Source organism: Methylobacterium sp. C1 (assembly GCF_001854385.1).
Lineage (GTDB): Bacteria > Pseudomonadota > Alphaproteobacteria > Rhizobiales > Beijerinckiaceae > Methylobacterium > Methylobacterium radiotolerans.
Map to the genome: position 1 here is coordinate 123,435 of NZ_CP017640.1, position 26,197 is coordinate 149,631.

At 72.3% G+C, this 26,197-nt stretch carries 22 protein-coding genes; 13 read left to right on the forward strand and 9 right to left on the reverse strand.

Annotated features, from left to right (window positions below; all coding sequences use genetic code 11):
• Positions 1 to 8: 8 nt before the first annotated feature.
• Positions 9 to 200: a CsbD family protein gene (locus BKE41_RS00585; protein WP_012317098.1), complete on the reverse strand. Its 192-nt coding sequence runs from the start codon at positions 198 to 200 to the stop codon at positions 9 to 11.
• A gap of 146 nt (positions 201 to 346) precedes the next feature.
• On the opposite strand from BKE41_RS00585, the gene BKE41_RS00590 reads away from it, so the two are divergent.
• Positions 347 to 835, forward strand: a complete 489-nt coding sequence (locus BKE41_RS00590; RefSeq protein ID WP_012317099.1) for a nucleoside deaminase — start codon at positions 347 to 349, stop codon at positions 833 to 835.
• Positions 836 to 898: 63 nt separating this feature from the next.
• Positions 899 to 1,603 (forward strand): SDR family NAD(P)-dependent oxidoreductase, encoded by a 705-nt coding sequence (locus BKE41_RS00595; RefSeq protein ID WP_024827889.1) that lies wholly within the window; start codon positions 899 to 901, stop codon positions 1,601 to 1,603.
• A 7-nt stretch (positions 1,604 to 1,610) separates the two neighbouring features.
• Here BKE41_RS00595 and BKE41_RS00600 read toward each other — a convergent pair whose 3' ends face one another.
• The gene (locus BKE41_RS00600) at positions 1,611 to 3,389 is read right to left on the reverse strand and encodes an outer membrane beta-barrel protein (RefSeq protein ID WP_024827888.1); all 1,779 of its coding nucleotides are present in this window, start codon (positions 3,387 to 3,389) and stop codon (positions 1,611 to 1,613) included.
• A gap of 320 nt (positions 3,390 to 3,709) precedes the next feature.
• Here BKE41_RS00600 and BKE41_RS00605 point away from each other — a divergent pair, with 320 nt between their 5' ends.
• On the forward strand, positions 3,710 to 4,210 hold the full coding sequence (locus BKE41_RS00605; protein ID WP_024827887.1) for a MucR family transcriptional regulator: 501 nt from the start codon (positions 3,710 to 3,712) through the stop codon (positions 4,208 to 4,210).
• Between the two features lie 215 nt (positions 4,211 to 4,425).
• The gene (locus BKE41_RS00610) at positions 4,426 to 5,601 is read left to right on the forward strand and encodes an MFS transporter (protein WP_012317103.1); all 1,176 of its coding nucleotides are present in this window, start codon (positions 4,426 to 4,428) and stop codon (positions 5,599 to 5,601) included.
• Positions 5,602 to 5,605: 4 nt separating this feature from the next.
• On the opposite strand, the gene BKE41_RS00615 is transcribed toward BKE41_RS00610, so the two are convergent.
• Positions 5,606 to 10,450 (reverse strand): NAD-glutamate dehydrogenase, encoded by a 4,845-nt coding sequence (locus BKE41_RS00615; RefSeq protein ID WP_070998252.1) that lies wholly within the window; start codon positions 10,448 to 10,450, stop codon positions 5,606 to 5,608.
• Between the two features lie 159 nt (positions 10,451 to 10,609).
• Between BKE41_RS00615 and BKE41_RS00620 the strand changes: the two genes are divergently transcribed.
• From BKE41_RS00620 to BKE41_RS00635, 4 genes are all read left to right on the forward strand, one after another.
• On the forward strand, positions 10,610 to 11,026 hold the full coding sequence (locus BKE41_RS00620) for a MarR family winged helix-turn-helix transcriptional regulator (protein ID WP_070998254.1): 417 nt from the start codon (positions 10,610 to 10,612) through the stop codon (positions 11,024 to 11,026).
• Between the two features lie 29 nt (positions 11,027 to 11,055).
• Positions 11,056 to 12,342 carry an MFS transporter gene (locus BKE41_RS00625; protein WP_070998256.1) on the forward strand — a complete coding sequence of 429 codons (1,287 nt, stop codon included), beginning with the start codon at positions 11,056 to 11,058 and terminating at the stop codon, positions 12,340 to 12,342.
• Between the two features lie 192 nt (positions 12,343 to 12,534).
• Positions 12,535 to 13,701, forward strand: a complete 1,167-nt coding sequence (locus BKE41_RS00630) for a multidrug effflux MFS transporter (RefSeq protein ID WP_041372450.1) — start codon at positions 12,535 to 12,537, stop codon at positions 13,699 to 13,701.
• A 75-nt stretch (positions 13,702 to 13,776) separates the two neighbouring features.
• Positions 13,777 to 14,304 carry a DoxX family protein gene (locus BKE41_RS00635; RefSeq protein ID WP_012317108.1) on the forward strand — a complete coding sequence of 176 codons (528 nt, stop codon included), beginning with the start codon at positions 13,777 to 13,779 and terminating at the stop codon, positions 14,302 to 14,304.
• On the opposite strand, the gene BKE41_RS00640 is transcribed toward BKE41_RS00635, so the two are convergent.
• Complete coding sequence (locus BKE41_RS00640) at positions 14,305 to 15,753, reverse strand: MFS transporter (RefSeq protein WP_059410079.1); 1,449 nt, start codon at positions 15,751 to 15,753, stop codon at positions 14,305 to 14,307. It abuts the gene before it with no gap.
• Between the two features lie 207 nt (positions 15,754 to 15,960).
• Between BKE41_RS00640 and BKE41_RS00645 the strand changes: the two genes are divergently transcribed.
• From BKE41_RS00645 to panE, 3 genes are all read left to right on the forward strand, one after another.
• Positions 15,961 to 16,851 carry a DUF3313 domain-containing protein gene (locus tag BKE41_RS00645; protein WP_012317110.1) on the forward strand — a complete coding sequence of 297 codons (891 nt, stop codon included), beginning with the start codon at positions 15,961 to 15,963 and terminating at the stop codon, positions 16,849 to 16,851.
• Between the two features lie 247 nt (positions 16,852 to 17,098).
• Positions 17,099 to 18,592: an IMP dehydrogenase gene (guaB, locus tag BKE41_RS00650; RefSeq protein ID WP_012317111.1), complete on the forward strand. Its 1,494-nt coding sequence runs from the start codon at positions 17,099 to 17,101 to the stop codon at positions 18,590 to 18,592.
• Positions 18,593 to 18,599: 7 nt separating this feature from the next.
• A complete protein-coding gene (gene panE / locus BKE41_RS00655) occupies positions 18,600 to 19,544 on the forward strand; it encodes a 2-dehydropantoate 2-reductase (RefSeq protein ID WP_070998258.1) in 945 nt (314 codons plus the stop codon).
• A gap of 22 nt (positions 19,545 to 19,566) precedes the next feature.
• Here the strand turns inward: panE and BKE41_RS31505 are convergent, their stop codons facing one another.
• A complete protein-coding gene (locus tag BKE41_RS31505; RefSeq protein ID WP_012317113.1) occupies positions 19,567 to 19,737 on the reverse strand; it encodes a hypothetical protein in 171 nt (56 codons plus the stop codon).
• Positions 19,738 to 19,948: 211 nt separating this feature from the next.
• Between BKE41_RS31505 and BKE41_RS00660 the strand changes: the two genes are divergently transcribed.
• Both BKE41_RS00660 and BKE41_RS00665 read left to right on the forward strand, forming a co-directional pair.
• A complete protein-coding gene (locus tag BKE41_RS00660) occupies positions 19,949 to 21,250 on the forward strand; it encodes an RsmB/NOP family class I SAM-dependent RNA methyltransferase (RefSeq protein WP_070998260.1) in 1,302 nt (433 codons plus the stop codon).
• A gap of 115 nt (positions 21,251 to 21,365) precedes the next feature.
• The gene (locus BKE41_RS00665; protein WP_029359083.1) at positions 21,366 to 22,379 is read left to right on the forward strand and encodes an alpha/beta hydrolase; all 1,014 of its coding nucleotides are present in this window, start codon (positions 21,366 to 21,368) and stop codon (positions 22,377 to 22,379) included.
• A gap of 4 nt (positions 22,380 to 22,383) precedes the next feature.
• Here BKE41_RS00665 and BKE41_RS00670 read toward each other — a convergent pair whose 3' ends face one another.
• The 4 genes from BKE41_RS00670 to BKE41_RS00685 form a co-directional block, all read right to left on the reverse strand.
• On the reverse strand, positions 22,384 to 23,622 hold the full coding sequence (locus BKE41_RS00670; RefSeq protein ID WP_058607565.1) for a hypothetical protein: 1,239 nt from the start codon (positions 23,620 to 23,622) through the stop codon (positions 22,384 to 22,386).
• Between the two features lie 106 nt (positions 23,623 to 23,728).
• Positions 23,729 to 24,253 (reverse strand): DUF2937 family protein, encoded by a 525-nt coding sequence (locus BKE41_RS00675; protein ID WP_070998262.1) that lies wholly within the window; start codon positions 24,251 to 24,253, stop codon positions 23,729 to 23,731.
• Positions 24,254 to 24,346: 93 nt separating this feature from the next.
• Positions 24,347 to 25,360 (reverse strand): WD40 repeat domain-containing protein, encoded by a 1,014-nt coding sequence (locus tag BKE41_RS00680; RefSeq protein WP_070998264.1) that lies wholly within the window; start codon positions 25,358 to 25,360, stop codon positions 24,347 to 24,349.
• Positions 25,357 to 26,031 (reverse strand): YoaK family protein, encoded by a 675-nt coding sequence (locus BKE41_RS00685; protein WP_012317119.1) that lies wholly within the window; start codon positions 26,029 to 26,031, stop codon positions 25,357 to 25,359. Before BKE41_RS00685 ends, BKE41_RS00680 begins: the two co-directional genes overlap by 4 nt.
• Positions 26,032 to 26,197: the final 166 nt, after the last annotated feature.

The following is a 26,197-nucleotide window of genomic DNA, read 5'->3' on the forward strand; positions in this document are numbered from 1 at the left end:
CTCGACGATCAGAGCTTGTCGGTGGCGGACTTCACCGCGCTCTTGGCGTCGCCGACCGTGCCCTGGGCCTTGCCCTTGAGCTCCTGAGCGGCGCCCTCGGCCTTGAGCTTGTCGTTGCCGGTCACGTCGCCGATGCCCTGCTTGGCCTTGCCGAGGGCCTCGTTGGCGACGCCCTTGATCTTGTCGGTGGTGCTGCTCATGGCGTTGTCCTCTTGCTCGATCTGCGGCGACGCCGCACTGGTTCCTGAAACGGTCACGGTCGGCGGAATGTTCCAGGCCTTAACATTGACCTGGATCAGGCGAGCCCGCTGCCCGATGCCCGTCGCGTCAGTGGAATGAGAACAGCTTGGCTGCCGATCCGATCCATCCGGCCAGGGCGGAAGCGTCCGGAAGCCTGACCGCGCTCGATCACGCTTTCGCGGCCGCCCGCGCCGCGGCCGCGGCCGGGGAGGTCCCGGTCGGCGCCGCGGTGGTCCGGGACGGGACCGTCCTGGCGGTCGCCCACAATCGGCCGCGCGAACTGCACGATCCGACGGCGCATGCGGAGATCCTGGCGATCCGCGCGGCCTGCGCCACGCTCGGCACCGAGCGCCTCGTCGGCTGCGATCTCTACGTCACCCTGGAACCGTGCCCGATGTGTGCCGGCGCGATATCCTTCGCCCGGATCCGGCGGCTCTACTACGGCGCGGCCGATCCGAAGGGGGGCGGGGTCGAGCACGGGCCGCGCGTCTTCGACCAGCCGACCTGTCACCACGCGCCGGAAGTCTACGGTGGTTTCCGCGAGCGCGAGGCGGCGGCCCTGCTCAGGGCGTTCTTCGCGCAACGCCGGGACTGACGTGATGACCGGCGACCGAAAAGGTTCCTATCGGCCCGGGGCGGGCCAGCGGAGGAGGGCACGATGATCCCGACCTATTCAAGAGCCCTGATCGTCGGGGCAGGCTCCGGCCTCAGCGCGTCGCTCGCGCGCGTGCTTGCGGCCGACGGCATGGCGGTCGGCCTCGCCGCCCGGAACGTCGACAAGCTCGCCGCGCTGGCGGCCGAGACGGGCGCGGCGGTCCACGCCTGCGACGCCAGCCAGCCCGCGGAGGTCGAGGCCCTGTTCGCCCGCCTCGAACCCGCGCTCGGCGGCCCCCCGGACGTCGTCGTCTACAACGCGAGCGGCCGCCTCCGCGGCCCGGTCGCCGACCTCGATCCGGACGCGGTTGCCCGGGCCCTGATGGTGTCGGCGTATGGCGGATTCCTGGTGGCGCAGGCCGCGGCGCGCCGGATGCTGCCGCGCCGCCACGGCGCGATCCTGCTGACCGGCGCGTCGGCGAGCGTGAAGGGCTTCGCCGAGTCGTCGCCGTTCGCCATGGGGAAGTTCGCCCTGCGGGGACTCGGCCAGAGCCTCGCTCGCGAATTGCAGCCCCGGGGCATTCACGTCGCCCACATCGTGATCGACGGCGCGATCCGCAATCCGGCCCGCGGCGGCGAGCCGCCGGAGGCGCCCGACAGCCACCTCGATCCCGACGCCATCGCCCGGGCCTATCGCGACCTCCTGCGTCAGGACCGAAGCGTCTGGACCTCCGAGCTGGAACTGCGTCCCTGGACGGAACGGTTCTGACGCCGCCTCAGGGGTTCACCCGCAGGCCGAGCAGGAAGGTGTTCTCCCGGAAGCTGGATCCGGCGACCGTGCTGTCAAACTTCTGATAGATGTAAGTGCCGCGCAGGGTCAGCCAGCGGGTGAAGTGGTAGTCGAGCCGCGCGGTCGCCGAGAAGCCGTTCTCGCGGATGCTGCTGCTCTGGTAGTCGTTCCGGAGATACGATCCGCCGAGGACGATCGAGAGGTTGCGCAGCAGGTCATGCTGCACTTCCAGCGTGGCGACCTCGGTGAGCACGCCGCTGGAGCCCGGGATCGTCGTCTCGGTAACGCCGGTCGCGGCGGTGAACCGCACGGTGGTGAGCGGGCTCGCCGCCCAGACGAGGGCCGCGTTGAGCAGCGGGGCGTTGATGTCGCGCAGGCTCGGATCGACGTAGGTCCGGTGCTGGATGCCGGCCGAGATCTCGCCCGTCACCGAGCGCGCGAGGCCGATGCTCGTTCCGAAGGCGACCGCGATGCCGTCCGAATCCCGTCGGATGCCCGTCGCGTCGAAGCGCTGGTCGTAGACGCGCGTATCGCCGAGCAGATCGATGAACGGGCTGAAATCCGGATTGATCTCGTAGGCCGTGCGCAGTTGCAGGCTGTACTGGTTCAGGTTGCGGTCGGACTGGTTGACGATCGTCCCGTCCGCGAGGCGCGCATTGTCGAACTCGGAGCGGTCGACGGACCCACGCAGGGTGACCGACAGGCGGTTGAACGTCTCCGTGGCCCCGAGCGAACCGCCGTAGACGGCCAGGAGCGGCCGCGTCGTGGCGGTGGCGGCCTGGAGGTTGGCGCTCGACGTCCGCTGCGTGTCCACCAGGAACCGCCCCTCCGCGTCGATGCGCAGGTCCCGGTTGGCGTCGATGCGCAGCCGGACCACGCCGTCGGCCGCGGGGCGGCTCGCCGCCTCGTTCTGCGGCGTCTCCAGGTAGGATCCCCGGAGAGAGCCCTGGAGCGAGCTGGAGGCCCAGTTGCTGCGGAAGTCGACCGTGGCGTCGGTGCGCAGCGCGACCGAGCCCTTGGCGATCTGGCGGGTGGTCTGGTCCGGATTCGTGTCGTAGCCGACGCTCTGCGCGAAGGTCGGGAGCACCGTGAAGGTCCCGACCTGATAGCCGATCGGCGCGTAGGCCGGGTCGGTCGGGATCGCGCGCGCCAGGTCGGTGCCAAGGATGAAGCCCGGGGTCAGGAGCCCGAGAGCCGGCGCGATGGACTGGAACGGGAGGGTCGGCCGGATCGGCGTCACGACCTGCGGGTTCGGAACGCCGACCACTGCCTGTTGGACCACCGGCGTCAGCCGCAGCGCCGGCGGCGGGATCTGCGTCACGTCCTGGGTCACTCGCCGCGTCGCGGAGCCGATCCGCCGCGGCGGCGCGGCCCGCGTGCGCAGGAGGGTCGACGGCGCGAGGTTGGCCGGCGCCGTCGAGGATCCGCCGGTGCGCCGTCCCCCCGTGGTGACGCGGGTGCTGAGCTGGGACAAGCCGGGCTGACCCGGGATCTGCGTGGGCGCGGGGGGCGAGAGCGGTGATCGGAGGCTGTCGCCGCCGGTCTGCTCGCCGCCGGTCGCGTCGCCGCCGAGCGCGCCGCGGGTCTGGTCGCGGTTCAGGCCGTCCGGGATGCTGCGCTTGAGCGCGGGCAGACCGTTCGGGGCCGTGTCCTGGCCGATACCGGGATTGTCGGGCTGCCCGGTGACAGGGCTCGTCGCATCGAACCGCTGGGCTGCCGCGGGCGCCGCGAGCGCGACTCCGAGCGCCGCCGCGACGAGCCGCATCCTCCGCCGTTCCCACCGGTCAGCCGCCGTCCGCACCTGATCCCGGTCTCCGCCAAAGTCCCCGGCACCCGCGTGCGGAGATCACAGGTCACGCCGCCCCAGAACAGGTTGCCGGCATGGTTAACGAACCCTAGCGGCGACGTGGTTAATGGCCCGTCAACGGCCTCGTGGCGGCAGGATCCGGCAGCGACGCAGCGATCTGACTTGTCCATCACGAATACGATTGAGATTTCGCGTATACTATGCTAAAGACGCTCAGACTTCGATCGCATCCGATAGGGATTGATCGACCCGAACAACTGTAACTCCTGAGGTTTGACGTGAGTGAGAACGCAGGCAGCGAGCACGGCCCGGCGATCGGGCTCGCAGTCGATATCGTCGCCGCTTACGTGTCGAACAATTCCGTTCCGGTGTCGGAACTTCCCGGATTGATCGGCGGGATCCACGCGGCGCTGAACGGTTTGACAACTCAAGGTCGCGCCGCGAATTCGGCGGTTGAAAAATTAAGTCCGTCCCAGATCCGCAAGTCGGTCACGACTGATCATATTGTCAGCTTCGAGGACGGGAAGCCGTACAAGACGCTCCGGCGGCACCTGACGCTGCGCGGCCTGACGCCCGAGGCCTACCGCGAGAAGTGGGGTTTGCCGCGGGACTATCCGATGACCGCGGCGAGCTATTCGGCGCAGCGATCCGAGCTGGCCCGCGCCCTCGGCCTCGGACAGCAGCGCCGCAAGACCCGCGGCGGGACCGCGGCCGCACCCGAGGCGCCGCCCGCGCCGGCCGCCAAATCGCGGGGCCGGAAGAAGGTGCTGGCCGAGTAAGGGGACGACCAAGGACTGGGCTGTTCCGCGTTCCCGGCGCGCCGCTCGACCGATCGGCAGCACCCTGATCGGGCCGCGGCGGTGGACGCGCACCGACGTCCCGTGCCCCTGCGCGTCGCGCAACTGTGCGCCGCGCCCCCGACGCTATCCAACGGCGACCGCGCTGCGATGCTGCTCTGCACCATCGGAACCCGCCCGCGCCGAAGGACGTCCCCGTGCCGCCTCTGCCGATCCTCGCCCTCGCCGTCGCCTCGTTCGGGATCGGCACCACCGAATTCGTCATCATGGGCCTGCTCCCGGAGGTGGCGCAGAGCTTCGGCGTCACCATTCCGCAGGCGGGCTATCTGGTCTCGGGCTACGCCATGGGCGTGGTCGTCGGCGCGCCGATCGTGGCCATCGCTACCGCGGGACTGCCGCGCAAGACCGCGCTCCTCGCGCTGATGGCCGTGTTCCTCGCGGGCAACCTCGGTTGCGCGCTGGCACCCAGCTACGGCCTCCTGATGGCCGCGCGGATCCTGACGGCCTTCGCCCACGGCGCGTTCTTCGGCATCGGCGCCGTCGTGGCGCGGGATCTCGTGCCGCGGGAGAAGCGGACGCAGGCGGTCTCGCTGATGTTCGCGGGCCTCACCCTCGCCAATGTGCTCGGCGTGCCGCTCGGCACCGCCCTCGGGCAGGAGGCGGGCTGGCGCTCGACCTTCTGGGCGGTGGTCGTGATCGGGCTCGCGGCGGGGCTCGCGATCCAGCTCTGCGTGCCGGATGGGCTCCCCGGGACGCGCGGCCGGCTCGTCAGCGAGTTCCGCGCGCTCGGGCGCTGGCCGGTGCTGCGGCCGATGCTGATCTCGACCCTGTCCTCGGTGAGCTTCTTCACGGTGTTCACCTACGTCACGCCGTTCCTGACCGGGGTGACCGGTTTCACGCCGCAGGGCGTGACCGGCGTGCTGTTCGCCGCCGGCACAGGCCTGACCGTCGGCAATCTGCTGGGCGGCCATCTGGCCGACCGCGGTCCGATGGCTACGATCATCGGCAGTTTCCTGGGCATCGTGGCGGCCCTGCTGGTGCTCGCCGCGGTCGCGCACCATCCCGTGCTCACGGTGGCGGTGGTGGTGCTCTGGTCGGGGCTGGTCTTCGCCCTCGTCTCGCCCCTGCAGATCTGGGTCGTGGAGGCGGCCAGCGACGCCCCGAACCTCGCCTCCACGTTGAACCAGGGCGCCTTCAATCTCGGCAACGCCGCCGGCGCCTGGATCGGCGGCACGGCGCTGACGCTCGGGGCCGGTTACGGCCAGCTGCCGCTGATCGCCGCGGCGGTGTCGCTCGCCGGTCTCGGGCTGGTGCTCACCGCGGTCAGTCGCGGGCGCCAGGGCGCCGCCCCGGCATCCGCGCCCGGCGCCTGATCGCTCAGTCGGTCCGGACGAGGTCGCCGAGCAGGCTCGCCGCCACGGTCGCCTTGGACACCGTCAGGCCGGACGCGCTGATCGCGTCGACGGCCTCGCGGATCCGGGCGAGCGGTGCGCCGCGCGCCCGGATCCAGGCCTCCACCGCGTCCGGCCCGGCGCCGAGATCCGCCACCACCTCGGCCGTGAGCTTGCGGTGCGCGGCGGCGATGCCGGCGCCCGCCCGCTCCAGGGCGACGCGGTCGAACGTGTCGGCCACCGGCACGGTCCGGGCCGCGGCGGCGAGATCGTCCAGGCGGAAGGCGTGTTCCAGGGCGAAATGCGTCGCCGCGACCTCCTCGACCGGCCGGCCGCTGGCCTCGGCCACCCGGACGATGTCGGGGCCGGAGACCAGCGCCCCGAGCGAGGCGAGGCGCCGCGCCTGGGTCGGCGCCATGCCGTGCCCGGTCAGCTCAGACTCGCGGGCGCCGATCGTCGCCAGCGCCTCGTCGCCGAGCACCTTGGGCAGGGCCGCCTCCACGGCGGCGATGCCGTCCCTATAGCGGGCGACCACCGGCGCGAGGCCGCCGCTCAGGTCGAGGTTGCGGATGAACCACACGATGCGGTTCGTCAGCAGATCCTGCACCTCCGCGTAGAGGTCGAGCTGCCCCGTGCCGGAGACCCGGCCCGCGAGGCCGTCGATGGCGAGGTTCAGCTCCATCAGGCCGAACGCGTCGCGAGTTACCGCGTAGGCCTTGGCGATGGTCGCGGCGTCGGCCCCGGTGCCGTCGACGAGGCGCGTCACCAGCGACGGGCCGCCGCGGTTGACGATGATGTTGGCGAGTGCCGTGGCGATGATCTCGCGGCGCAGCCGATGGCCCTTGACGGCGTCCGGGAAGCGATCGCGCAGGGCTTTCGGGAAGTAGCGCTGCAGCTCGCGGTCGAAATACGGGTCGTTCGGCACGGCGCTCTCGAGGATCGCGTCGTGCAGCGACAGCTTCGCGTAGGCCAGCAGCACCGCGTATTCCGGCCGGGTCAGCCCCTCGTTCCGCCGCATGCGCTCGGCGAGCGTGCCGTCGTCCGGCAGGAACTCCACCGCCCGGTCGAGCCGCCCCTCCGCCTCCAGCGCCTGCATCGTCCGCATCGCGAAGCCGGTCTCGCCGAGGCCGCCGCGCTGGGCGAGGGACAGGGCGAGCGTCTGCAACTCGTTGTTGCGCAGCACGAGGCGCCCCACCTCGTCGGTCATGTCGGCGAGAAGGGCGTTGCGCGCCTCGTAGCTGAGCCTCCCGTCCCGCTCCGGCGTCATGAGCGCGATCTTGATATTGACCTCGACGTCCGAGGTGTTCACGCCGGCCGAGTTGTCGATGGCGTCGGTGTTGAGCCGGACGCCCGCGCGCGCCGCCTCGATGCGTCCGCGCTGCGTCAGGCCGAGATTCGCGCCCTCGCCGATGACCTTCGCGCGCAGCTCCGGCCCGGTGATGCGCAGGGCATCGTTGGCGCGGTCGCCGGCATCCTCGTCGGTCTCGGTGGTGGCCCGGACATAGGTGCCGATACCGCCGAACCAGAGCAGGTCGGCGGGCGCCTTCAGGATCGCCAGCATCAATTCGGTAGGCGTCGCTTCGGACCGATCGAAGCCCAGTGCGGACCGAATCGCGTCCGAGAGCGGCACGGTCTTCAGGCTGCGCGAGAACACGCCGCCGCCGTCCGAGATCAGGCTCCTGTCGTAGTCCGCCCAGGAGGACCGCCCCAGGTCGAACAGACGCCGCCGCTCGGCGAAGCTGCGCGCGGCGTCCGGGTTCGGGTCGAGGAAGATGTCGCGGTGGTCGAAGGCCGCGATCAGGCGGAGGCTCGCGGAGAGCAGCATGCCGTTGCCGAACACGTCGCCCGACATGTCGCCGACGCCGACCGTGACGATGGGGTCGGTCTGCACGTCGACATCGATCTCGCGGAAGTGCCGGCGCACCGCCTCCCAGGCGCCGCGGGCAGTGATGCCCATGCCCTTGTGGTCGTAGCCCTGGCTGCCGCCGGACGCGAACGCGTCGCCCAGCCAGTGGCCCTTCTCCAGCGAGAGGGCGTTGGCGATGTCCGAGAAGGTGGCCGTACCCTTGTCGGCCGCCACCACCAGATAGGCGTCGTCGGGATCGTGCCGCACCGTGTCGGGCGGCGGCACGATGGCGTTGTCGACGATGTTGTCGGTCAGCTCGAGGAGCGTGCGGATGAAGATCCGGTAGCTCTCGGTCCCCTCCTGCATCCAGCCGGCCCGGTCGGAGGCCGGCGGCAGCCGCTTCGGGAAGAAGCCGCCCTTCGCGCCGACCGGCACGATCACGGCGTTCTTCACCTGCTGGGCCTTCACGAGGCCGAGGATCTCGGTGCGGAAATCCTCCGGCCGGTCGGACCAGCGCAGCCCGCCACGGGCGACGTAGCCGAAGCGCAGGTGCACGCCCTCGACGCGGGGCGCGTAGACGAAGATCTCGAAGAACGGCCGCGGCAGCGGCATCGCCGTCACCTTCGCGCAGGCGAACTTGAAGCTGATCGTCTCCCGAGGCTGCCCGTCGGCGCCGGTCTGGTAGAAGTTCGTCCGCACCGCCGCCTCGACGAGATTGACGAACCGACGCAGGATCCGGTCGTCGTCGAGGCTCGTGACACCGGCGAGGGCGGTCTCGATGCCGGCGCGCACCTCCGCCTCCTGGGCTGTCCGGTCGCCGGCGAGGGCGGGGTCGAACCGGGCGCGGAACAGGGCCACGATCGCGCGCGCGATCCCGGCGTGGCGGCTCAGCGTGCCCGCGAGATAGTCCTGCCCGTAGCGGATGCGCAGCTGGCGCAGGTAGCGGCCGAGGGCCCGGAGCAGGGCCGCCTCCCGCCAGGGCAGGGCAGCCTCCAGGACGAGCCGGTTGTAGCCGTCGGACTCCGCGATGCCGTCCGCGATGGCGAGCATCGCCGCCTCCAGCGGCCGCTCCAGCGCCGCGAGGTCGATCGGGGCGCCGGTGGCGCGCTCGATCAGCATGTCGTGCAGCCAGACCCGCGCGGCCTCCTCCGTGCCGGACGGCGCGATCTGGTACGTGCGCTCGTTGAGGACGCGGAAGCCGAGATTCTCCAGCGCCGGGACCCGGTCGGACAGCGCGATCGCCGTGCCGCGCGAGAACGCCTTTAGGCGGACCTGCGCGGCGGCGTCGCTGGGGCGCCGATCGAGATGGACAGCCCGCGGCTGCGTCTCACCGAGGCCGTCGAGGATCAGCACGTCCGCGACGGCGCTCTCGGGCTGGAAATCGTCCCGGTAGGCGGCCGAGAACGCGTCGCCGTATCGGGCGGCCAGCCGGCGCGCGCGGTCGCCGCCCTGGGATTCGGCCAGCGCCGCCCGCAGCGCGTCGCCCCAGGTCCGGACCAGGGCGACGATCCCGGCCTCGAGGGAGGCGGGATCGTGCTCGGGGCTGCCCTGATCGGGCAGGCCGATGATGTAGTGGATCCGGGCCAGCGAGCCTTCCGGATAGTCGGGGTAGGCCGCGCTGAGCCGCCCGCGGTAGGTCTCGGCCAGATAGCTGCCGATCCGGCCGCGAACCGCGGAATCGTAGCGGTCCTTCGGGACGTAGACGAGCAGCGAGACGAACCGGCCGAACCGGTCGGGGCGGGACAGCACGCGGACCCGCGGCCGGTCGGCCAGCGCGGCGATCGCCAGGGTGAACCGGTAGAGCCGCTCGCTGTCGATCTGGAAGAGCTCGTCCCGCGGGTAGCCCTCCAGCACGGCGAGGAGGCTCCGGCCGGCATGGCTCGTCGGGTCCAGGCCGGCGCGATCGACCACGGCCTCCACCTTCCGGCGCAGCACGGGCACCTCGCGGGCTGGGCTCGTGTAGGCGGAGGCGGTGAACAGGCCGACGATCCGCACCTCGCCCGAGAGTTTGCCGAGGCCGGAGAACAGCTTGACGCCGACATAGTCCAGGTAGGCCGAGCGGTGGACCCGCGACTTCACGCTGGCCTTGGTGATGATCAGCGGCTGCGGCTCCTCCAGGAATGCGAGGATCTCCGGCGTGTAGTCCACCGGCGTCCGGCCCCGGCGCAGGGGCGTGGCGCCGGGATCGCGGAGCACGCCGAGGCTCGACCCCTCGACCAGTGGGTGGGCTTCGCCGGCGATGCCGTGCTCCTGCATGCCGAGGATGAGGAACTGGCCGTCCGTCAGCCATTCGAGGAAGGCGCGCGCCTCCTCGGTCTCCGTTTCCGGCATCGGCGTCGGCCCGCGCCCGAGATCGGCGGCGAGGTCGGTGAGGCGCGCCAGCATGGCGTCGCGGTCGTCACCCGCCAGGGCGACGTCGCGGTAGACGGCCGCGAGGGCGTTCAGGAGCCGCTCGCCGGTCTCAACCGCCAGGCGGTCGAGATGGATGTGGATGAAGCTCTCGCGCGCGAGACTCCCCTGCGCGTCAGCGGTCGTCTCTCCGACCACCCGGATGAGCCCGCCCGCGCCGTCCCGCTCCACGCCGAGGATCGGGTGCGCGACGAGCTGCGGAGCGAGGCCCTGCTCGGTCAGTTCAGCCAGGGTCGAGTCCAGCAGGAATCGCCGGTTGTCGTTGATGACCTCGAGGACCGTCGTCTCGCACGGACGGCCGTCGCGCACCAGCTCGCGGTCGCTCAGGCGCATCCGCGCCGGGTCGCCGGGCCTGCGGGGCTCGGACAGGAAGGCGCGGGCGCGGGCGGCGAGGTCCGCCAGGACCGAGGCGTCGTAGGGGGCGAGATCCTCCGGTGTCACGCGGCCGAACAGGTCGCGGACGAAGCCGCCCGGGCCGCCCTGCTCGGTGACGATGTCGGCGGCCGCCTCTATCAGCCCGGCGCGGGCCGTCTTCTGCTCCGAGGAGGACAACGCCGTCGCGGTCTCGAGTGTCATCGCGCTTCTCCCGAACCGGGTCACTCGCCCCAGCGATAGCAGCGTGACCGGCCGTGTCGATGACGGCGCCCGGCCGTTTCCGCGCCGACGGGTGTCGATCGTCGCGAACCGTCAGCGTCGGCTTGCCGGGCGCGCGATGCGTGCATATACACCTATGCCATGAGCGCCCCGTCGCCCGAGCCGTGCACCTGCTCCGCCCTGCGTCGCGCCACGCGGGCGCTGACGGCGAGCTACGACGCCGCCCTGAAGCCGACCGGCCTCCGGGTGACGCAATTCGCGATCCTGCGCCATCTGGACCGGCTCGGGCCGGTCCCGGTCTCGCGCCTCGCTGCCGAGGCGGCGCTGGAGCGGACCACGATGGGCCGCAACCTCGACCCGCTCAAGCGCCGCGGCCTCGTCGCCATCACCCCCGGCGCGGCGGATCCGCGCGAGCGCCGCGTGTCCCTGACCGCGTCGGGCCGGGAGGCTCTCGCGGTCGCGACGCCCTACTGGCGCGAGGCGCAGAGCCGCATCAATGCCCGGGTCGATCCCGCGACCGTCTCCGCGGTGGCGGAGGCCCTGATCTCCGCCGCCTGACCGATCTGCACCGCTTCCGGAGCCCGTCCATGACCGCCCTGACAGAGACGCGCCCCGGCTCGCGCCTGCACTATGCCTGGACCGTCGTCGCGGTGACCTTCCTGGTCCTGCTCGTCGGGGCCGGGGTCCGCGCCACGCCGAGCGTGCTGATCGTCCCCTGGGAGCGGGAGTTCGGCTGGACGGCGGCCACGATCGGCGTCGGCATCGCGCTCAATATCTTCCTGTACGGGATGATCGGCCCGTTCGCGGTGGCGATCATCGAGCGGTTCGGCCTGCGGCGCTCGGTCTGCGGCGCGCTGCTGATACTGGCGATCGGCACCGCCGCCACGAGCCTGATGACCGCGCCGTGGCAGATGGTCCTGCTCTGGGGCCTGGTCGTCGGATCCGGATCCGGCATGGTGGCCAACGTGCTCGGCGCCACCGTGGCAGGTCGCTGGTTCGCCAAGCGCCGGGGCCTCGTGCTCGGCCTGCTGACCGCGAGCAGCGCAACGGGGCAGCTCGTCTTCCTGCCGATGCTGGCCTCGATCGCGGTGGGGCAGGGGTGGCGGTCCGTCTCCCTGGTGGTCGCCGGCGCGACCCTGGCGTTGATCCCGCTGGCCGCTCTGTTCCTGCGCGACCGACCGGCAGATCTCGGGCTACCCCGCTACGGCGAGGACGCGGTGACGCCGACGCCGGTTCTGACCGAGAACCCGGCCGTGCGGGCGCTTCGCGGTCTGCGCATCGGCCTGCGCTCCCGGGATTTCTGGCTGCTCGCCGGGACGTTCTTCATCTGCGGCGCCTCGACCAACGGGCTGATCGGCACCCACCTGATCCCGGCCTGCATCGATCACGGCATCGCCGAGGTCACGGCCGCCGGCCTTCTGGCGCTGATGGGGATCTGCGACCTGATCGGCACCACGGCGTCGGGCTGGCTCACCGACCGGTTCGACTCGCGCAAGCTCCTCGCCTGGTACTACGGGCTGCGCGGCCTCTCGCTGATCTTCCTGCCCTACTCGTTCGATTACAGCTTCTACGGATTGTCGCTGTTCGCGGTCTTCTACGGGCTCGACTGGATCGCCACGGTTCCGCCCACCGTCCAGCTCGCGGGCAAATCCTTCGGGGAGGAGAACGCCGCGCTGATGTTCGGCTGGATCGCGGCCGCGCACCAGATCGGCGCGGCGTCCGCGGCGTGGCTCGCCGGCATGGTCCGGACCGAGAGCGGCACCTATCTCGGTGCCTTCGTGTCGGCCGGCCTGCTCTGCCTGGTCGCCGCCATGATGGCCGCCTTCGTCGGTCGGAAACCGAGCGAGCCGGTCCTGCGCCCGCTGCCGGCCTGAACTGCGCGGCGCGGGCAGGGTTGTCACAACTGCGCCGCGAAGGACGAGCCCTGGTCGGCGCGTTCCAGCGCATTCCGAGAGCCCGCCGTGACCATCGCGATTCGGCCCGTCCCGCCGGTCCAGGACGTCCGCGCCCCGCGACCCTGGTCGGGGCCGGGCTTCGCCGAGTTCGTCGCCATCATCGCCCTGATGATGGCGGTGACGGCAATCTCCATCGACAACCTGCTGCCCGCGTTCCCGGCCATCGAGGCGCGCTTCGCCGTGCCCGATCCCAACCGGCTGCAGCTCCTCGTCTACGTCTACATGATCGGCTTCGGCTTCGCGCAGATCGTCTACGGACCGGTCTCCGACGCCCTCGGGCGCCGGCCGGTGCTGCTGGCGAGCCTCGCCATTTACGTGGTCGGCTGCGGCCTCGCCATGGTGGCGCCGAGTTTCGGCTGGCTGCTCGCCGCGCGGATCATCCAGGGCATCGGCGCCGCCGGCGGGCGGGTGCTGTCGGTGGCGATCGTGCGCGACCGGTTCGCCGGCCGCGAGATGGCGAGCGTGATGTCGCTCACCATGATGGTGTTCCTGATCGTCCCGATGATCGCGCCGGCGATCGGCGGCATGATGCTGGCGCTGGGCTCGTGGGTCTACGTCTTCGTCTCGATGCTGGTCCTCGCCTTCTGGCTGACGCTCTGGTTCTCCCTGCGGATGCCCGAGACCCTGCACCCGGAGTACCGCCGGCCGCTCTCGCCGGCCGCGACCTGGGAGGCGATTCGGCTGACGCTGAAGACCCGCGTCGCCGTCGGCTACGCCACCGCGCTCGGGCTGATGACCGGCTGCATCATGGGCTACGTCGGCTCGGCCCAGCAGGTCTTCGATACCGGCCTGTACCACCTCGGCCCGCTCTTCCCGCTGGCCTTCGGGCTCGTGGCCGGCGCCATGGGCGCGGCGACGCTGATCAACGCCCGCGTGGTCCGGCGGCTCGGGATGCGAGCGATGTCGCACAGCGGCGTCATCGCGTTCACGCTGGTCGGCTTGGTGCAGGTCGGCGTCGGCCTCGCCTATCGCGGCCACCCGCCGCTGGCGCTGTTCCTCTCGATCCTCGCGGTGAACCAGTTCCTGATCAGCTTCGCGATGCCGAATTTCAACGCCCTCGCGCTGGAGCCGCTCGGCGCCATCGCCGGCACGGCCTCGTCGTTCCTGGGTTTCTACACGACGATCCTGGGCGCGCTCTGCGGCTTCCTGATCGGCCAGTCCTTCGACGGCACGGTGCTTCCCGTGGCGATCGGCTACGCCAGTCTGGGCGCCCTGGCGCTCCTCGTGGTCGCCTGGACCGAGCGCGGCCGACTCTTCCGCGGCGGCGTCGGCGGTTGAACGGGCGCCCTTAACGCGGTCTTCAGCGGAAAGTTGCAAAGCTCCGGTCCTGATCCCCGCCGACCGGACACGCCCATGCTCGCCCGCGCCCAGGACGGAACCCTCCTCGTCGCGCGCCTGCTGCTGGCCGCCGCGCTCCTGCCGACCGGGATCGCCCGGGCGCTCAACGTGTCGGGATTCGCGCTGACGCTCGCGGGGGCCGGGATGCCGTTTCCCAATGGCGTCGCCACCGCCGCCGTGCTGGTCCAGGTATTCGGACCGCTCGCCCTGATCCTCGGGGTCCTGCCCGGGCTCACCGGCTTGGCGCTCGCGCTGTTCGCCGCCGTGACGGCCTTCGTGCTCCACCCGTTCTGGTACTATGTGGGACCCGCCGCGGTCGCCGAGCGCGCGCTGATGCTGGCCGATCTCGGCCTCGCGGGCGGGTTCCTCATGTACGCCCTGAGCGGTCCGGGCGCCCTCAGCTGGCAGGGCTGGCGCGCCGGAACCCGCGCGGCGGCGCCGAGCGCGAAGCCCGCCGCCGCGAAGGCGTCCGGCAAGGGCAGCGCGCCGCGGAACGGCGGCAAGCGCGCTGCCGGCAGGCCGCCGGCCCGCGCCGCGGCCTGATCAGCCGTGCCGCGGCCTCATCTCGGTCGTCGGGGCGGGCGGCGCGGCAGCCATCTTCCGCCCGGAGATCTCCGCGCCGGCATCCGGCGACAGGTTGCGGAAGGCCAGTGCCGAGGCCGCCGAGATCACGGCGACGGCGAAGAAGGCGGGCCCGAAATCCGACGCCTGGATCTCCGTCCGACCGTGAAACCCGGCATTTCCCTCGAGCGCCAGCGCGCCGAGCGTGACGCCGAGGCTCAGCGACAGCTGCTGGCAGACGCTGGCGAAGCTCGTGGCCGCGCTCATCTCCTTCGATTCGAGATCGGCGTACGCGATGGCGTTGACGCAGGTGAATTGGATGGAGCGCGAGCAGCCGCCGACGAACAGCAGGATCACCATGATCCAGTGGGACGTCTGCGCGGTGTAGAACCCGTTGACCGCCAGGAAGGCCGAGGCGAGCAGCGCGTTCCAGACCATCAGCGCGCGGAAGCCGGTGCGGCGCAGGATTCGCGGACCCAGGGTCTTCACGAACATCGCGCCGGCCGCCGCCGCGAAGGTGATCAGGCCGGACTGCAGCGCGTCGAGCCCGAAGCCGACCTGCAGCATCAGCGGCAGCAGGAACGGGATGGCACCGGTGCCGATCCGGAACAGGCTGCCGCCGAGCACCGCGACTCGGAAGGTCGGCCGCTGCATCAGGTCGAGCCGGACGATCGGGTAGGCCACCCGCCGGGCATGCGCCCAGTAGAGGGGCAGGAGCACCGCGCCCGCGGCGAGGCAGCCCCACGAGACGGCCGCCGGCAGCAGGTGGCGGCCGAGGGAGGCGAGGCCGAGCATCAGGGCGGCGAGGCCGGTCCCGAGCAGCACGAAGCCGAGGAGATCGAGGGGCGGCCGCTCCGGCTCGCGCACATCCTCGAAGTACAGGCTCGCCAGGACGATTCCGGCGCAGCCGATCGGCAGGTTGATGAAGAAGATCCAGCGCCAGTCGAACCACGTGGTGATCAGGCCGCCCACCGGCGGACCCAGCACCGGGCCGACGAGGGCCGGGAAGGTCAGGTAGGCCAGCGCCGTGACGAGCTGCGATTTCGGCACGCTGCGCAGCACCACGAGCCGTCCGACCGGCACCATCATGGCGCCGCCCATGCCCTGGAGGAACCGCGCGGCGACGAACCACGCGAGCCCGTTCGCGGCCGCGCAGGCGAGCGAGCCCGCCATGAACACCACGAGGGCCGCGCGGAACACGGTCCGCGACCCGTACCGGTCCGCCATCCAGCCGCTCACGGGGATGAAGATCGCGAGGCTGACCAGGTAGGAGGTCAGCGCGAGCTTGAGGGCGATCGGGTCCTCGTGAAGGCTCGCCGCGATGCTCGGGAGCGCCGTGGCGATCACCGTGGAATCGGTGTTCTCCATGAACAGCGCGGTGGCGACCGTCAGGGGGACGATCCAGAGCGGTCTTTGGGCGGTGGCAGGCATCACACAGCAGACGCATGGCGCGCCGCCGCGGTTGCACGGCAGCGCGGCCACCTCGCACCCTCGTGTTTCGCGAATGTATCCATCGTGCAACAGAGGTTGAGCAGCGGCGCGGAGCCACCTTTTTCGCGGGTGCTCCAATGGCTAAGTTTCCATCACGCGTCCGTGAGGCCGCTTCAGCCGGCCCGGGGCCGGCGCGCGAGGAACTCGATGCAGTCCAGCCCCAGCAAGATCCGCTCCCTGCCGCGGATCGCCGCCGGCGTCGCCCTCCTGTCGATGGTGGCCGCCTGCGGCACCGTCCTGCTCAACGATCGCGGCTCGCTCACGCGCTACGACCGGCTGAAGTCCAGCGATCAGGTCGCCTCGGCCTCGCGGATCTACGTCGACCGGCCGGCCCTGGCGAAGGCCCGCACGGTGCGCATCATCCCGACGGCGTTCCACGCGGACGTGTCCGGTGCCGCCCCGCTGACCGCGGCCGAGCGGCGCCTCATCGCGAACGCCGCCGACCGGGCGCTCTGCTACGACCTGTCGCTGAAGTACGACATCGTCACGAGCCGTGATGCCGACCTGACCGTGCGGGCGCAGGTCACCCGCGTCGAGCCGACCGATCTCCTCGGGGCCGGCGCGACCATCGCGGGCTCCGCGGGCGTGACCGTGGCGTCGCAGCTCGGCCTGAGCTTCGCCGAGGGCGTCGGGCGCGTGCCGATCCCGCGCGTGCCGATCGGGCTCGGCAGCCTGACCGTCGAGGCCGAGGCGCTGGACCGGCGTCGCGAGCAGCGGGCCGCCATGGTGTGGGGCGGCGCGGCGAACTCCTTCACCAGCCAGCCGCGCTTCTCCCGCGCCAGCGACGCCTACGACCTCGCCGGCGAGTTCGGCCAGGATTTCGGCTACATGCTGGCGACCGGCGACGACCCGTTCACGGCCCCCAACACGATCCCGACCTGGGACCGGATCCGCATCACGACCCTCGGCGAGGCGCCCCTCGACCCCGACTGCGAGGCGTTCGGCCGCGCTCCGGGCATCGACGGCATGCTCGGCGACTATATCGGCCTGCCGCCCGAGTACACCGACAAGGGCCCGGCCGCGCCGGCGATGCGCTAGGCCGCTCGCCGCCGTGCCCGCTCCCCTCGGTAGACGGCGGGGGGCCTCGGTCCTGACGGCTGAGATCCCGTCAGGACGCCGCCGCGCGCCTCGACCGGGCGTGGATAAGCCCCGAGCCATGCGCGTTTTCGCGCTGCGACGCATCAACCGCGCATTGGCGCCCTCGCGGAGCCCGTGATACTGGCACTTGCCAACCCGATCCCGTAGCGCGACCCCCAACGCGCCGCCGTCCGAGGAAAGTTGGCACATGGCCCGAGTAGAAACCGCATCGATCATCGAGGGCCTCACCTTCGACGACGTGCTCCTGCGGCCCGCCGCCTCCTCGGTGATGCCGACCGAGGTCAGCGTCGCCTCGCGGCTGACCCGCACGATCCCCCTGAACCTGCCGATCCTCGCCTCGGCGATGGACACCGTCACCGAGGCGCCGATGGCCATCGCCATGGCGGCCAACGGCGGCATGGGCGTCATCCACCGCAACCTCGAGCCGCCGGAGCAGGCCGAGCAGGTCCGCCTCGTCAAGAAGTACGAGTCCGGCATGGTGATGAACCCCATCACCATCCACCCCGACGAGACCCTCGCCGACGCCTTCGAGGTGATGAAGCTCAACCGCATCTCGGGGATCCCGGTGGTCGAGCGCGGCCCCAACGGCTCGCGGGGCAAGCTCGTCGGCATCCTGACCAACCGCGACGTCCGCTTCGCGACGAACTCCAACCAGCCGGTCGCCGAGCTGATGACCCGCGACCGCCTGATCACGGTCCGCGAGGGCGTGACGCAGGACGAGGCCAAGCGGCTGCTCCACCAGTTCCGGATCGAGAAGCTGCTGGTCGTCGACGACCATTACCGCTGCATCGGCCTGATCACCGTCAAGGACATCGAGAAGCGCGTCGCCTACCCGAACGCCGTCAAGGACGAGCAGGGCCGCCTGCGCGTCGCCGCCGCCACGACGACGGGCGACAGCGGCTTCGAGCGGGCCGAGCGCCTGATCGACGCCGGCTGCGACGTCATCGTGGTCGACACCGCCCACGGCCACTCGATCAAGGTGCTCGACGCCGTCGCCCGGGTGAAGCAGCTCTCGAACGCCGTGCAGGTCGTGGCCGGCAACGTCGCGACGCGGGACGGCGCCAAGGCGCTGATCGACGCCGGCGCCGACGCCATCAAGGTCGGCATCGGCCCGGGCTCGATCTGCACGACCCGCATCGTGGCGGGCGTCGGCGTGCCGCAGCTCACCGCGCTGATGGAGGCCGTCGAGGCGGCCGGCGAGGCCGATATCCCGGTCATCGCCGACGGCGGCATCAAGTATTCCGGCGATCTCGCCAAGGCGATCGCGGCCGGCGCCTCCGTGGCGATGCTGGGCTCGCTTCTCGCCGGGACCGACGAGGCGCCCGGCGAGGTGTTCCTCTACCAGGGCCGTTCGTACAAGTCGTACCGCGGCATGGGCTCGGTGGGCGCCATGGCCCGCGGCTCGGCCGACCGCTACTTCCAGGCCGAGGTGAACGACACGCACAAGCTCGTGCCGGAGGGAATCGAGGGGCAGGTCCCCTACAAGGGCCCGGTGGGCAACGTCCTTCACCAGCTCGCCGGCGGCCTGCGCGCCGCCATGGGCTACGTCGGCGGCGCCACGATCCCCGAGTTCCAGGAGCGGGCGCAGTTCATCCGCATCACCAATGCCGGCCTGCGCGAGAGCCACGTCCACGACGTGACGATCACCCGCGAGAGCCCGAACTACCCGTCGCGGACTTGAGGGACCGATGCGCACGCTGATCGTCGGGGCCGGCGCGACCGGCGGCTATTACGGGGCGCGCCTCGCCGAGGCGGGCGCCGACGTGACCTTCCTGGTGCGGCCGGCGCGGGCGGCGAAGCTGGCGGCGGACGGCCTGAACGTCCGCTCGCCGCTCGGCGACCTGCACTTGCCCGATCCGCCCACCGTCACGGCCGATAAGCTGGCCGGGGCCGGGCGGTTCGACCTGATCCTGCTGTCGTGCAAGGCCTACGACCTCGACAGCGCCGTCGCGGACCTGGCGCCGGCCGTCGGGCTCGACACCGCGATCCTGCCCGTGCTCAACGGCATTTCGCATCTCGACGTCCTCGACGCCCGGTTCGGCGCCGAGCGGGTGCTCGGCGGCTCCTGCGCGATCGCCGCGACGCTCGCGCCGGACGGCGCGATCCGCCACATGAGCGAGCTGTGCAGCATCACCTACGGCGAGCGCGACGGGTCGCGCTCGTCGCGGATCGAGGCGGTCGACGCGCTGATGCGCGGCCTCAAGTTCCAGCCGCGCCTGAGCGACGTGATCCTGCAGGAGATGTGGGAGAAGTGGGTGTTCCTGGCGACGCTCGCCGGGGCGACCACGCTCATGCGCGCCGCGGTCGGCGACATCGTGGCGGCGCCTGGGGGCACCGCGCTGATCACTGCGCTGCACGCGGAGTGCACGAGCGTCGCGGCGGCGAGCGGTTTCGAGCCGCGGGCCGTCGTGGCGGAGCGGGCGCGGGCGCAGCTGACGGCGGCGGGTTCGACCTTCACGGCCTCGATGCTGCGCGACATCGAGAACAGGGGCCGGATCGAGGCGGACCACGTGATCGGCGACCTGATCGCCCGCGGCGAGCGGCTGGCACCGGAAGTGCCGTTCCCGCTCCTGACCGCGGTCTACACGGGCCTCAAGGCGTACGAGGCCCGCCGGGCGCGGGAAGCGGCCTGAACCGCACCCCCGCGCGGACGTCTCAGTAGCGGCCGGGCGGCGGGGGCGGGTTGCCGTATTCCAGCTGCGTCTTGGCATCGACGCGCGGACGCGGCACCGGCGTCAGCTCCGGCTGGGCGGCGGGCGCACTCGCGCAGGCGGCGAGCGTGGCGGTGACCAGGGCCGCGAGGGCGACGCGAACGGTGGACGTCATGGGCTGGGTACTCCCGGGATGCGCCCGGCGACGGACCGGTCTGGTCCGGCGCGGGCGGATGCCATACGACACGCGGCGGCCCGCACGGCGAGCCGCCCGCAGCACGGTCTGCGCCGCGAAGGTGCAGGAAGCTCGGCCGTAACGTGGCGGCATCGTGGGCCAAGCGTGGCCGTTTCACGTCGTCGTCGACGCATTCCGAAGGATCTGACCCCTGACTCCCGCCGCTCGCTGCTCTGCCGCCATCGAAGTCCTGACCGATATCGCCGAGCGCCGTCGACCGGCCGCCGACGCCCTCAAGGACTGGGGCCTCGCCCACCGCTTCGCCGGCTCGGGCGACCGCGCGGGCATCGCCAGCCTCGTCTACGACGCCCTGCGGCGGCGGGCCTCGGCGGCCTGGATCATGGGCGCGGACACGCCGCGCGCCATCCTGATCGGGACGCTGCGCCTCCAGCAGGGACTCGCCGCCGCTTCGGTCGCGGACCTGTTCACCGGCGAGCGCTTCGCGCCGGCCCCCCTCAGCGGCGACGAGCGCGCGCGCCTCGAAGGCGGGTCGCTGCAGGACGCGCCTCCGGAAGTGGCGGGGGACGCCCCGGCCTTCGTGCTCACGGACCTCACGGCCACGCTCGGCGAAGACCTCGTCCCGGAGCTGAAGGCGCTGGCGCGGCGGGCGCCCCTCGATATCCGGGTGAACGCCCTGCGCGGCGACCGCGACGCGATCCTGCCGGCGCTCGCGGCCTTCGACGCGGCGCCGACACCGCACGCGCCGGCGGGCCTCCGCGTCCCGATCGGCGCCGACGGCCGCGGTCCGGCGCTCCACGTCGAGGCGGAGTTCCTTGAGGGCTGGTACGAGATCCAGGACGAGGGTTCGCAGCTCGCCGCGCTCCTCGCCGCGCCCCGCGCCGGGGAGACCATCGTCGACCTCTGCGCGGGCGGCGGCGGCAAGACCCTGGCGCTCGCGGCTGAGACCGGGAACAGCGCCCGCCTCATCGCCACCGACGGCGATCCGCGCCGGCTCGCGCCGATCCACGAGCGCCTGCGCCGGTCCGGTGCGCAGGCCGAGGTGCGGACCCCGCGCAGCGGCAAGGCGCGGGCCGATGTCCTCGCGGATCTCGACGGCAAGGTCGACCGGGTCGTGGTCGACGCGCCCTGCACCGGGTCCGGCACGTGGCGCCGGAATCCCGATGCCAAGTGGCGGCTGCGGCCCGGGAGCCTCGCGCTGCGGACCACCGAGCAGGCCCAGGTCCTCGATCGGGCGGCGCGGCTGGTCAGGCCCGGCGGGCGGATCGTCTATATCACCTGCTCGCTGCTCTCGGCCGAGAACGACGCGGCCGTCTCCGGCCTCCTGTCGGGCTGGCGCGGCCGCTTCGACGTCGTCCCCGCCGATGAGGTGCTGACGGCAGGACCGGAGTCGCTCCGGGCAGCGGTGCGGAAGACGGCCCACGGGATCCAGATGAGCCCGCTGCGGACCGGGACCGACGGCTTCTACGTCGCGGTCATCGCGCGGAAGGGCTGAGGCGCGCCGCCGCGACGGAACCCGTGCCGCTCCGACGGACGTTGCACCCGCGCTCCTGCGGGAGCCGGGTTCGCCGCGCGGCGGTCCCGCCCGCGGCCGCATCCGGGAGATGCCCTTGCGCCTCGACCGCCGTTTCCTGCTCGCCGGTCTCGGAAGCGCCCTCGGGCTGCGCGGCACCGGGGCGGGAGGGGCCGCGGAGACGGCACCGCCGCCCCTCCCGCACGAGTCGGTCCGGGCGCTGCCACGCTCGCTCCCCGGCGCGGATCTGCAGGTGATCGAGCTGTGGCCCGGCGCGCCGCCGGGCGGCGGTGACGGACCGCACGCGGACGGCTACCGCTACGTCGAGGGGACGTTCGGCGACATCACGCGCGTGTCGCGACCCTGTCTGCTGGTCATGCGGCCGGCCAATCCCAACGGCGCCGCGATGATCGTCGCGGCCGGCGGCGGGTACGAGTTCATCGCCATCGGCAACGAGGGCGTCCCGGTCGGCCGCGTCCTGAACGCCGCCGGCGTCACCGTCTTCCTCCTCGTCTACCGCCTGCCGGCGGAGGGGTGGGGCTCGGGACCGGACGCACCGCGTCAGGACGCACAGCGCGCCCTCCGGCTGGTCCGGGCACGCGGCGCGGAGTTCGGCATCGATCCCGCGCGGGTCGGCGTCCTCGGCTTCTCGGCGGGCGGCCACCTGATGGGCGAGACCGCGGTCGGGAGCGCCCGGGACCTGTACGCGGGCGTCGACGCGACCGACGCCCAGCCGATCCGGCCCGCGCTGGCCGGTCTGATCTACCCGGTCATCACCATGCGCAAGCCGTTCGACCGGACCGCGACCCGCCGCATCCTGGTCGGCGACGACGTCACCCCCGACGAGATGAAGACCTACTCGGTGGACCTGCAGGTCGGGCCGGAGACGCCGCCGACCTTCCTTGTCCAGGCGATCGACGATCCCGTCGCAGTGGCCGACCATCCGCTGCTGATGTTCTCGGCGCTGCGGAAGGCGCGGGTCCCGGCCGAGCTGCACCTGTTCGAGCGCGGCGGCCACGGCTTCGGCCTCGGCGCGCCCGGCACACCCGCGGCGGCGTGGCCCGGCCTGTTCCTGGCCTGGATCCGCCTGCACGGCTTCCTGCGCGCCTGACCGCTCACTCCCCCCGCGTCTGCAGGCGGTGCAGCTTGGCGACCTTCGGCCGACTGGTCCGGAACTGGCCGCGCTCCACCGCGACGAAGACCACGATGGCGATGGCGAGGGTGGTCAGCCACCACACCGCGGTCAGCCCCACGCTCAGGCAGGCCACCGTGAAGGCGGCCGCGAAGCAGCCCATCGCGCCGGGCACCAGGGCCGGGCCGTCCCGGCCGGCCCGCCGGATCGAGGCGTAGAGGGCGAAGGCGGCAGCGAGCGCGCCGACGATGCCGAGCTCGTACCAGAACTCGAAGAGCGCCGTTGTCGGCGCGTTGGCCGGCAGCAGGCCGACCAGCCGTCCGCGCAGGGCCGTCTCGAAGCCGTGCCCGGTGATCAGCCGCACCGGATCGGAGGTCACGACCTTCTGCCAGCTCTTCAGCGACAGCACCGCGGGGGCGACCGGCCCGAGCAGCGCGGCCCCCACCGGCCGCGCCAGGAAGGGCAGCAGCGGCGCCGCGGCCAGCAGGGCGGCCGAGAGGGTGGCGGTGAGCATCACGCCGAGCCCCTGGCGGTAGCTCGTCAGCGCGAAGGCGACGGCGCCGACCGACAGGGCGGCGATCTGGGTCCCGTCCGGCTGGACCGTGAGGGCGAGGGCGACCAGCAGCGCGAGGCCCAGCGCCTCCCGGTCGCGGCGGCGGGATCGCAGCCACGCGAGGGCCGGCCAGAGCAGCAGGATGAGCAGGACAAGGCCGCGATCGAGCGCGCCGTCATCCTCGACGCCGGACGGCGCGAGGTGGGCGCCGAACAGCCCGAGCATGATCGCCACGATCGCCCCCGCCACGACGCCGAGTGGCAGGAGGTAGAGATTCGCCGAGCGCATCCGGTCGGGGAGGGCGAGGTAGCCCAGGAGGGCGAGGCCGATCGTTGCGCCGAGATTGGCGAGCCGCTCCAGCGCGGGCCCGAGGAAGGGCGTCCAGGTGAGCGACAGGGCCGACCACAGCACGACCAGCATGCCGGCCAGGAAGGCCGGAGCGGTCAGGAGACGGTAGGTCGCCGGGCGGACCGGGCGCTGCCGCCGGTCGATGACGCTGGCGATGATCAGGAGGATCACGGCGATCGGCGCGAGGATCACCGAGGCGCGGCGCGCGACCTGCGCCAGGACCGGGAGAACCACGAACAGGCCGAAGAAGCCGATGCGCCGCAGCAGCGCGGCGGCGTCGAGCGCCGGATCGATGGTGGTGGAGTTCGACGCGCGCGGCATCTTGCGCCTTCTCCCGGACCGGGACGGCCGGATCCCTGCTCGATACGCAAGGCTCGCGCAAGCCGCTGTAGACGTTGCGCCACAGTCTTGCCCGCGCGAACCGCGCTCACGCCGCGGTCGCGGATTCCCGCGGGCGCCGACGGACCGCTCGTCGGCCGACATCCGAGGCGACGCGCCAGCCACCCCACGCGACAAAAAAACCGATCAGACCCGCGGCGAGGCCGTCGGCGCTCGTGGGTACGGCCGGGCGGAACTCGCGGTAGGCGGCCTCGGCCACCGGCAGGTCGGGATCGCGCAGCATCGCCACCACCCGGCCGAGGGGGCTCGTCGCCGCGGCCAGGGCCTGCTGCTGGGCGCGCAGGCGGGCGAGACGGGCGATGTCGGCCTGGGCGGCCTCACCGCGGCGGGCGACGAGCTGGTCCGGGCTGGCGCGCAGCCGGTCGATGGCGCCCTCGCGCGTCGTGCCGGTGGCCTGCGCGTCGGATTCGAGGACCGCCACCTGCCGACGGAGTTCGTCGGCGGCGCCGCCGAGGCGCTGCGCGTATTGCTGCGCGAATTCGGGGGCCTGCGCGGCGACCACGCCTCCGAGCAGGCCGAGGGCGAGGCCGAAGGTGCGGAACACGCGAAACATGTCTGGCCTCCGGCGGGGAATCGACCCCCGACAAAGAGCACGCACGGGGCCCCGGTTCCAGCCGCGGGCGCGACGACGCTCGCCTCCGTGGGCTCAGCCCGGCAGCGTCAGGAGGCCGGCCTTGCCGTCGGTGCAGCCGAACAGCAGCCGGCCGCCGCGCGCGTCCCAGCCGAGCGCCGTCACGCCGCTTCCCTGGACGGCGGGGCGCACCAGCAGCTCGGCCGCGTCGGTGAAGCGGACGAGCAGGATGCAGCCGTCCTCGTAGCCCATGGCCAGCACCGGCGCCCTAGGGTGGAAGGCCACGCGGGAGACGCGGGCGGGGCGGACGCCGCATTCGCGCGGCGCCTTGCCGGTCGGACCCTCCTTGGAGTCGAACGGCCACACGATCGCCGCCTCGGCCCCGCTCGTGGCGAGCCAGTTGCCGTCGAACGACCACGACATGGAGCGGACCTTGCCGGGATAGCCCGACATCCGCATGTGGCCGCGGTCCGGCTGCAGGCGCCAGCCGTGCAGGCTGTTCTCCTGCATGGTCGACACCACGAAGCGCCCGTCCGGCGACCACGTCACGTCGATATGCGAGCCCTTCCAGGTGACCACCTCGGCGGGCGTCTCCAGATTGGGGTACCAGAGGCTCACGCCGTTGTAGTGGGCGACACCCAGCCGGTACCCCTTGGGCGCGAAGACGAGGCCGCGCGCGGAGGACGGCGCCTCGAAGGTCTTCTCGCGGCCCTTGGCGTCCCGGGCCACGACGGAGCGGCCGGCCGACCACGCCACGCCACCGTCGGGATGGACCGCCAGCGCGTCGATCCAGGCACCGCCCTTGGCGAGGCCGAGCTGCTCCATCCCCCCGTCGGCGCGGATCGCCACCACGCGCCCGTCGTCGCCCCCCGTGACCAGCCGGTCGACACCGCCGGCCGCGACGAGGATCCCGCTGTCGGGATGCGCGGCGACGCGCGCGATCCCGTCCGCCCGCACCAGCGCGACCGTGCCGTCGCTGAGCGCCAGGGCCGGCACGTCCTTGAGGAAGTGCGCGGCGAGCACGTGCTCGCCGGGCTCCAGCGCGGCGACGTGACTGGTGAGGGACGGGTTGCTGACGGGGCTGCTCATGTCGGGGGGACCTTCGCGGCCGGCGGCGCGGTGCGCAAGACCAGGAACGCGGTAATCAACGCCAGCCCGCCCGAGATCGCCGCCGGGGCGATCAGCGCGTACAGGCCGACCTGCTGGTAGGCGTGCGCGCCCAGATAGGCGCCGAACAGCAGCGAGATCCAGACGGAGGCGTCGCCGAGCCAGCCGAGAGGATCCCCGGTGCGTGTCAGGGCCTGCGCGATCTTCTGGCCGAGGCTGAAGAGCGCGCCGGTCACGAAGGTCGTGCCGGCCCTGAACCCCTTCACCTGCGCCAGCACCGCGTTCTGGGATCCCATCGCCACGGCGACGAAGAAGGCCGCGAGGCCGAGCTCGGGCGACTGGAGGCCGAGTCCCAGACCGGCGAGGATCAGCAGGGACTCGTAGGCGAGGACCGCCGGCGTCGTCCACCGCGGCGGCACGAGGATCGCCAGCCCGCTCCCCAGGACCGATCCCGTGAGGAACGCGAGGATCAGGATCGCGGGGAGGATCATGCGGTGCAGCTCGACCTGGGCGCCGAGAACGGCGAGCTGCGTGGTGTTGCCGCTCATGAACGACGTGTAGAGGCCGCCCAGTCTCACGAAGCCGAGGGCGTCGACGTAGCCCGCCATACCGGTGAGGAGCAGGCCGACGCCCAGCTGCCAGCGGCGGTTCACCGTTCGGCCTCGCCGTCGCGGGCCGGTAACGCTCCGTTAACCATTCGAACGCCTTCGTTCACGGACGCCGGGCTGCGGTTAACGCGCCGCTCACCAAACCCGAGCAATTCGATGCAAACACGGTGAACGCCGCGTCGGAAGGGGCCGTTGCCCCAGCGATCCGGCT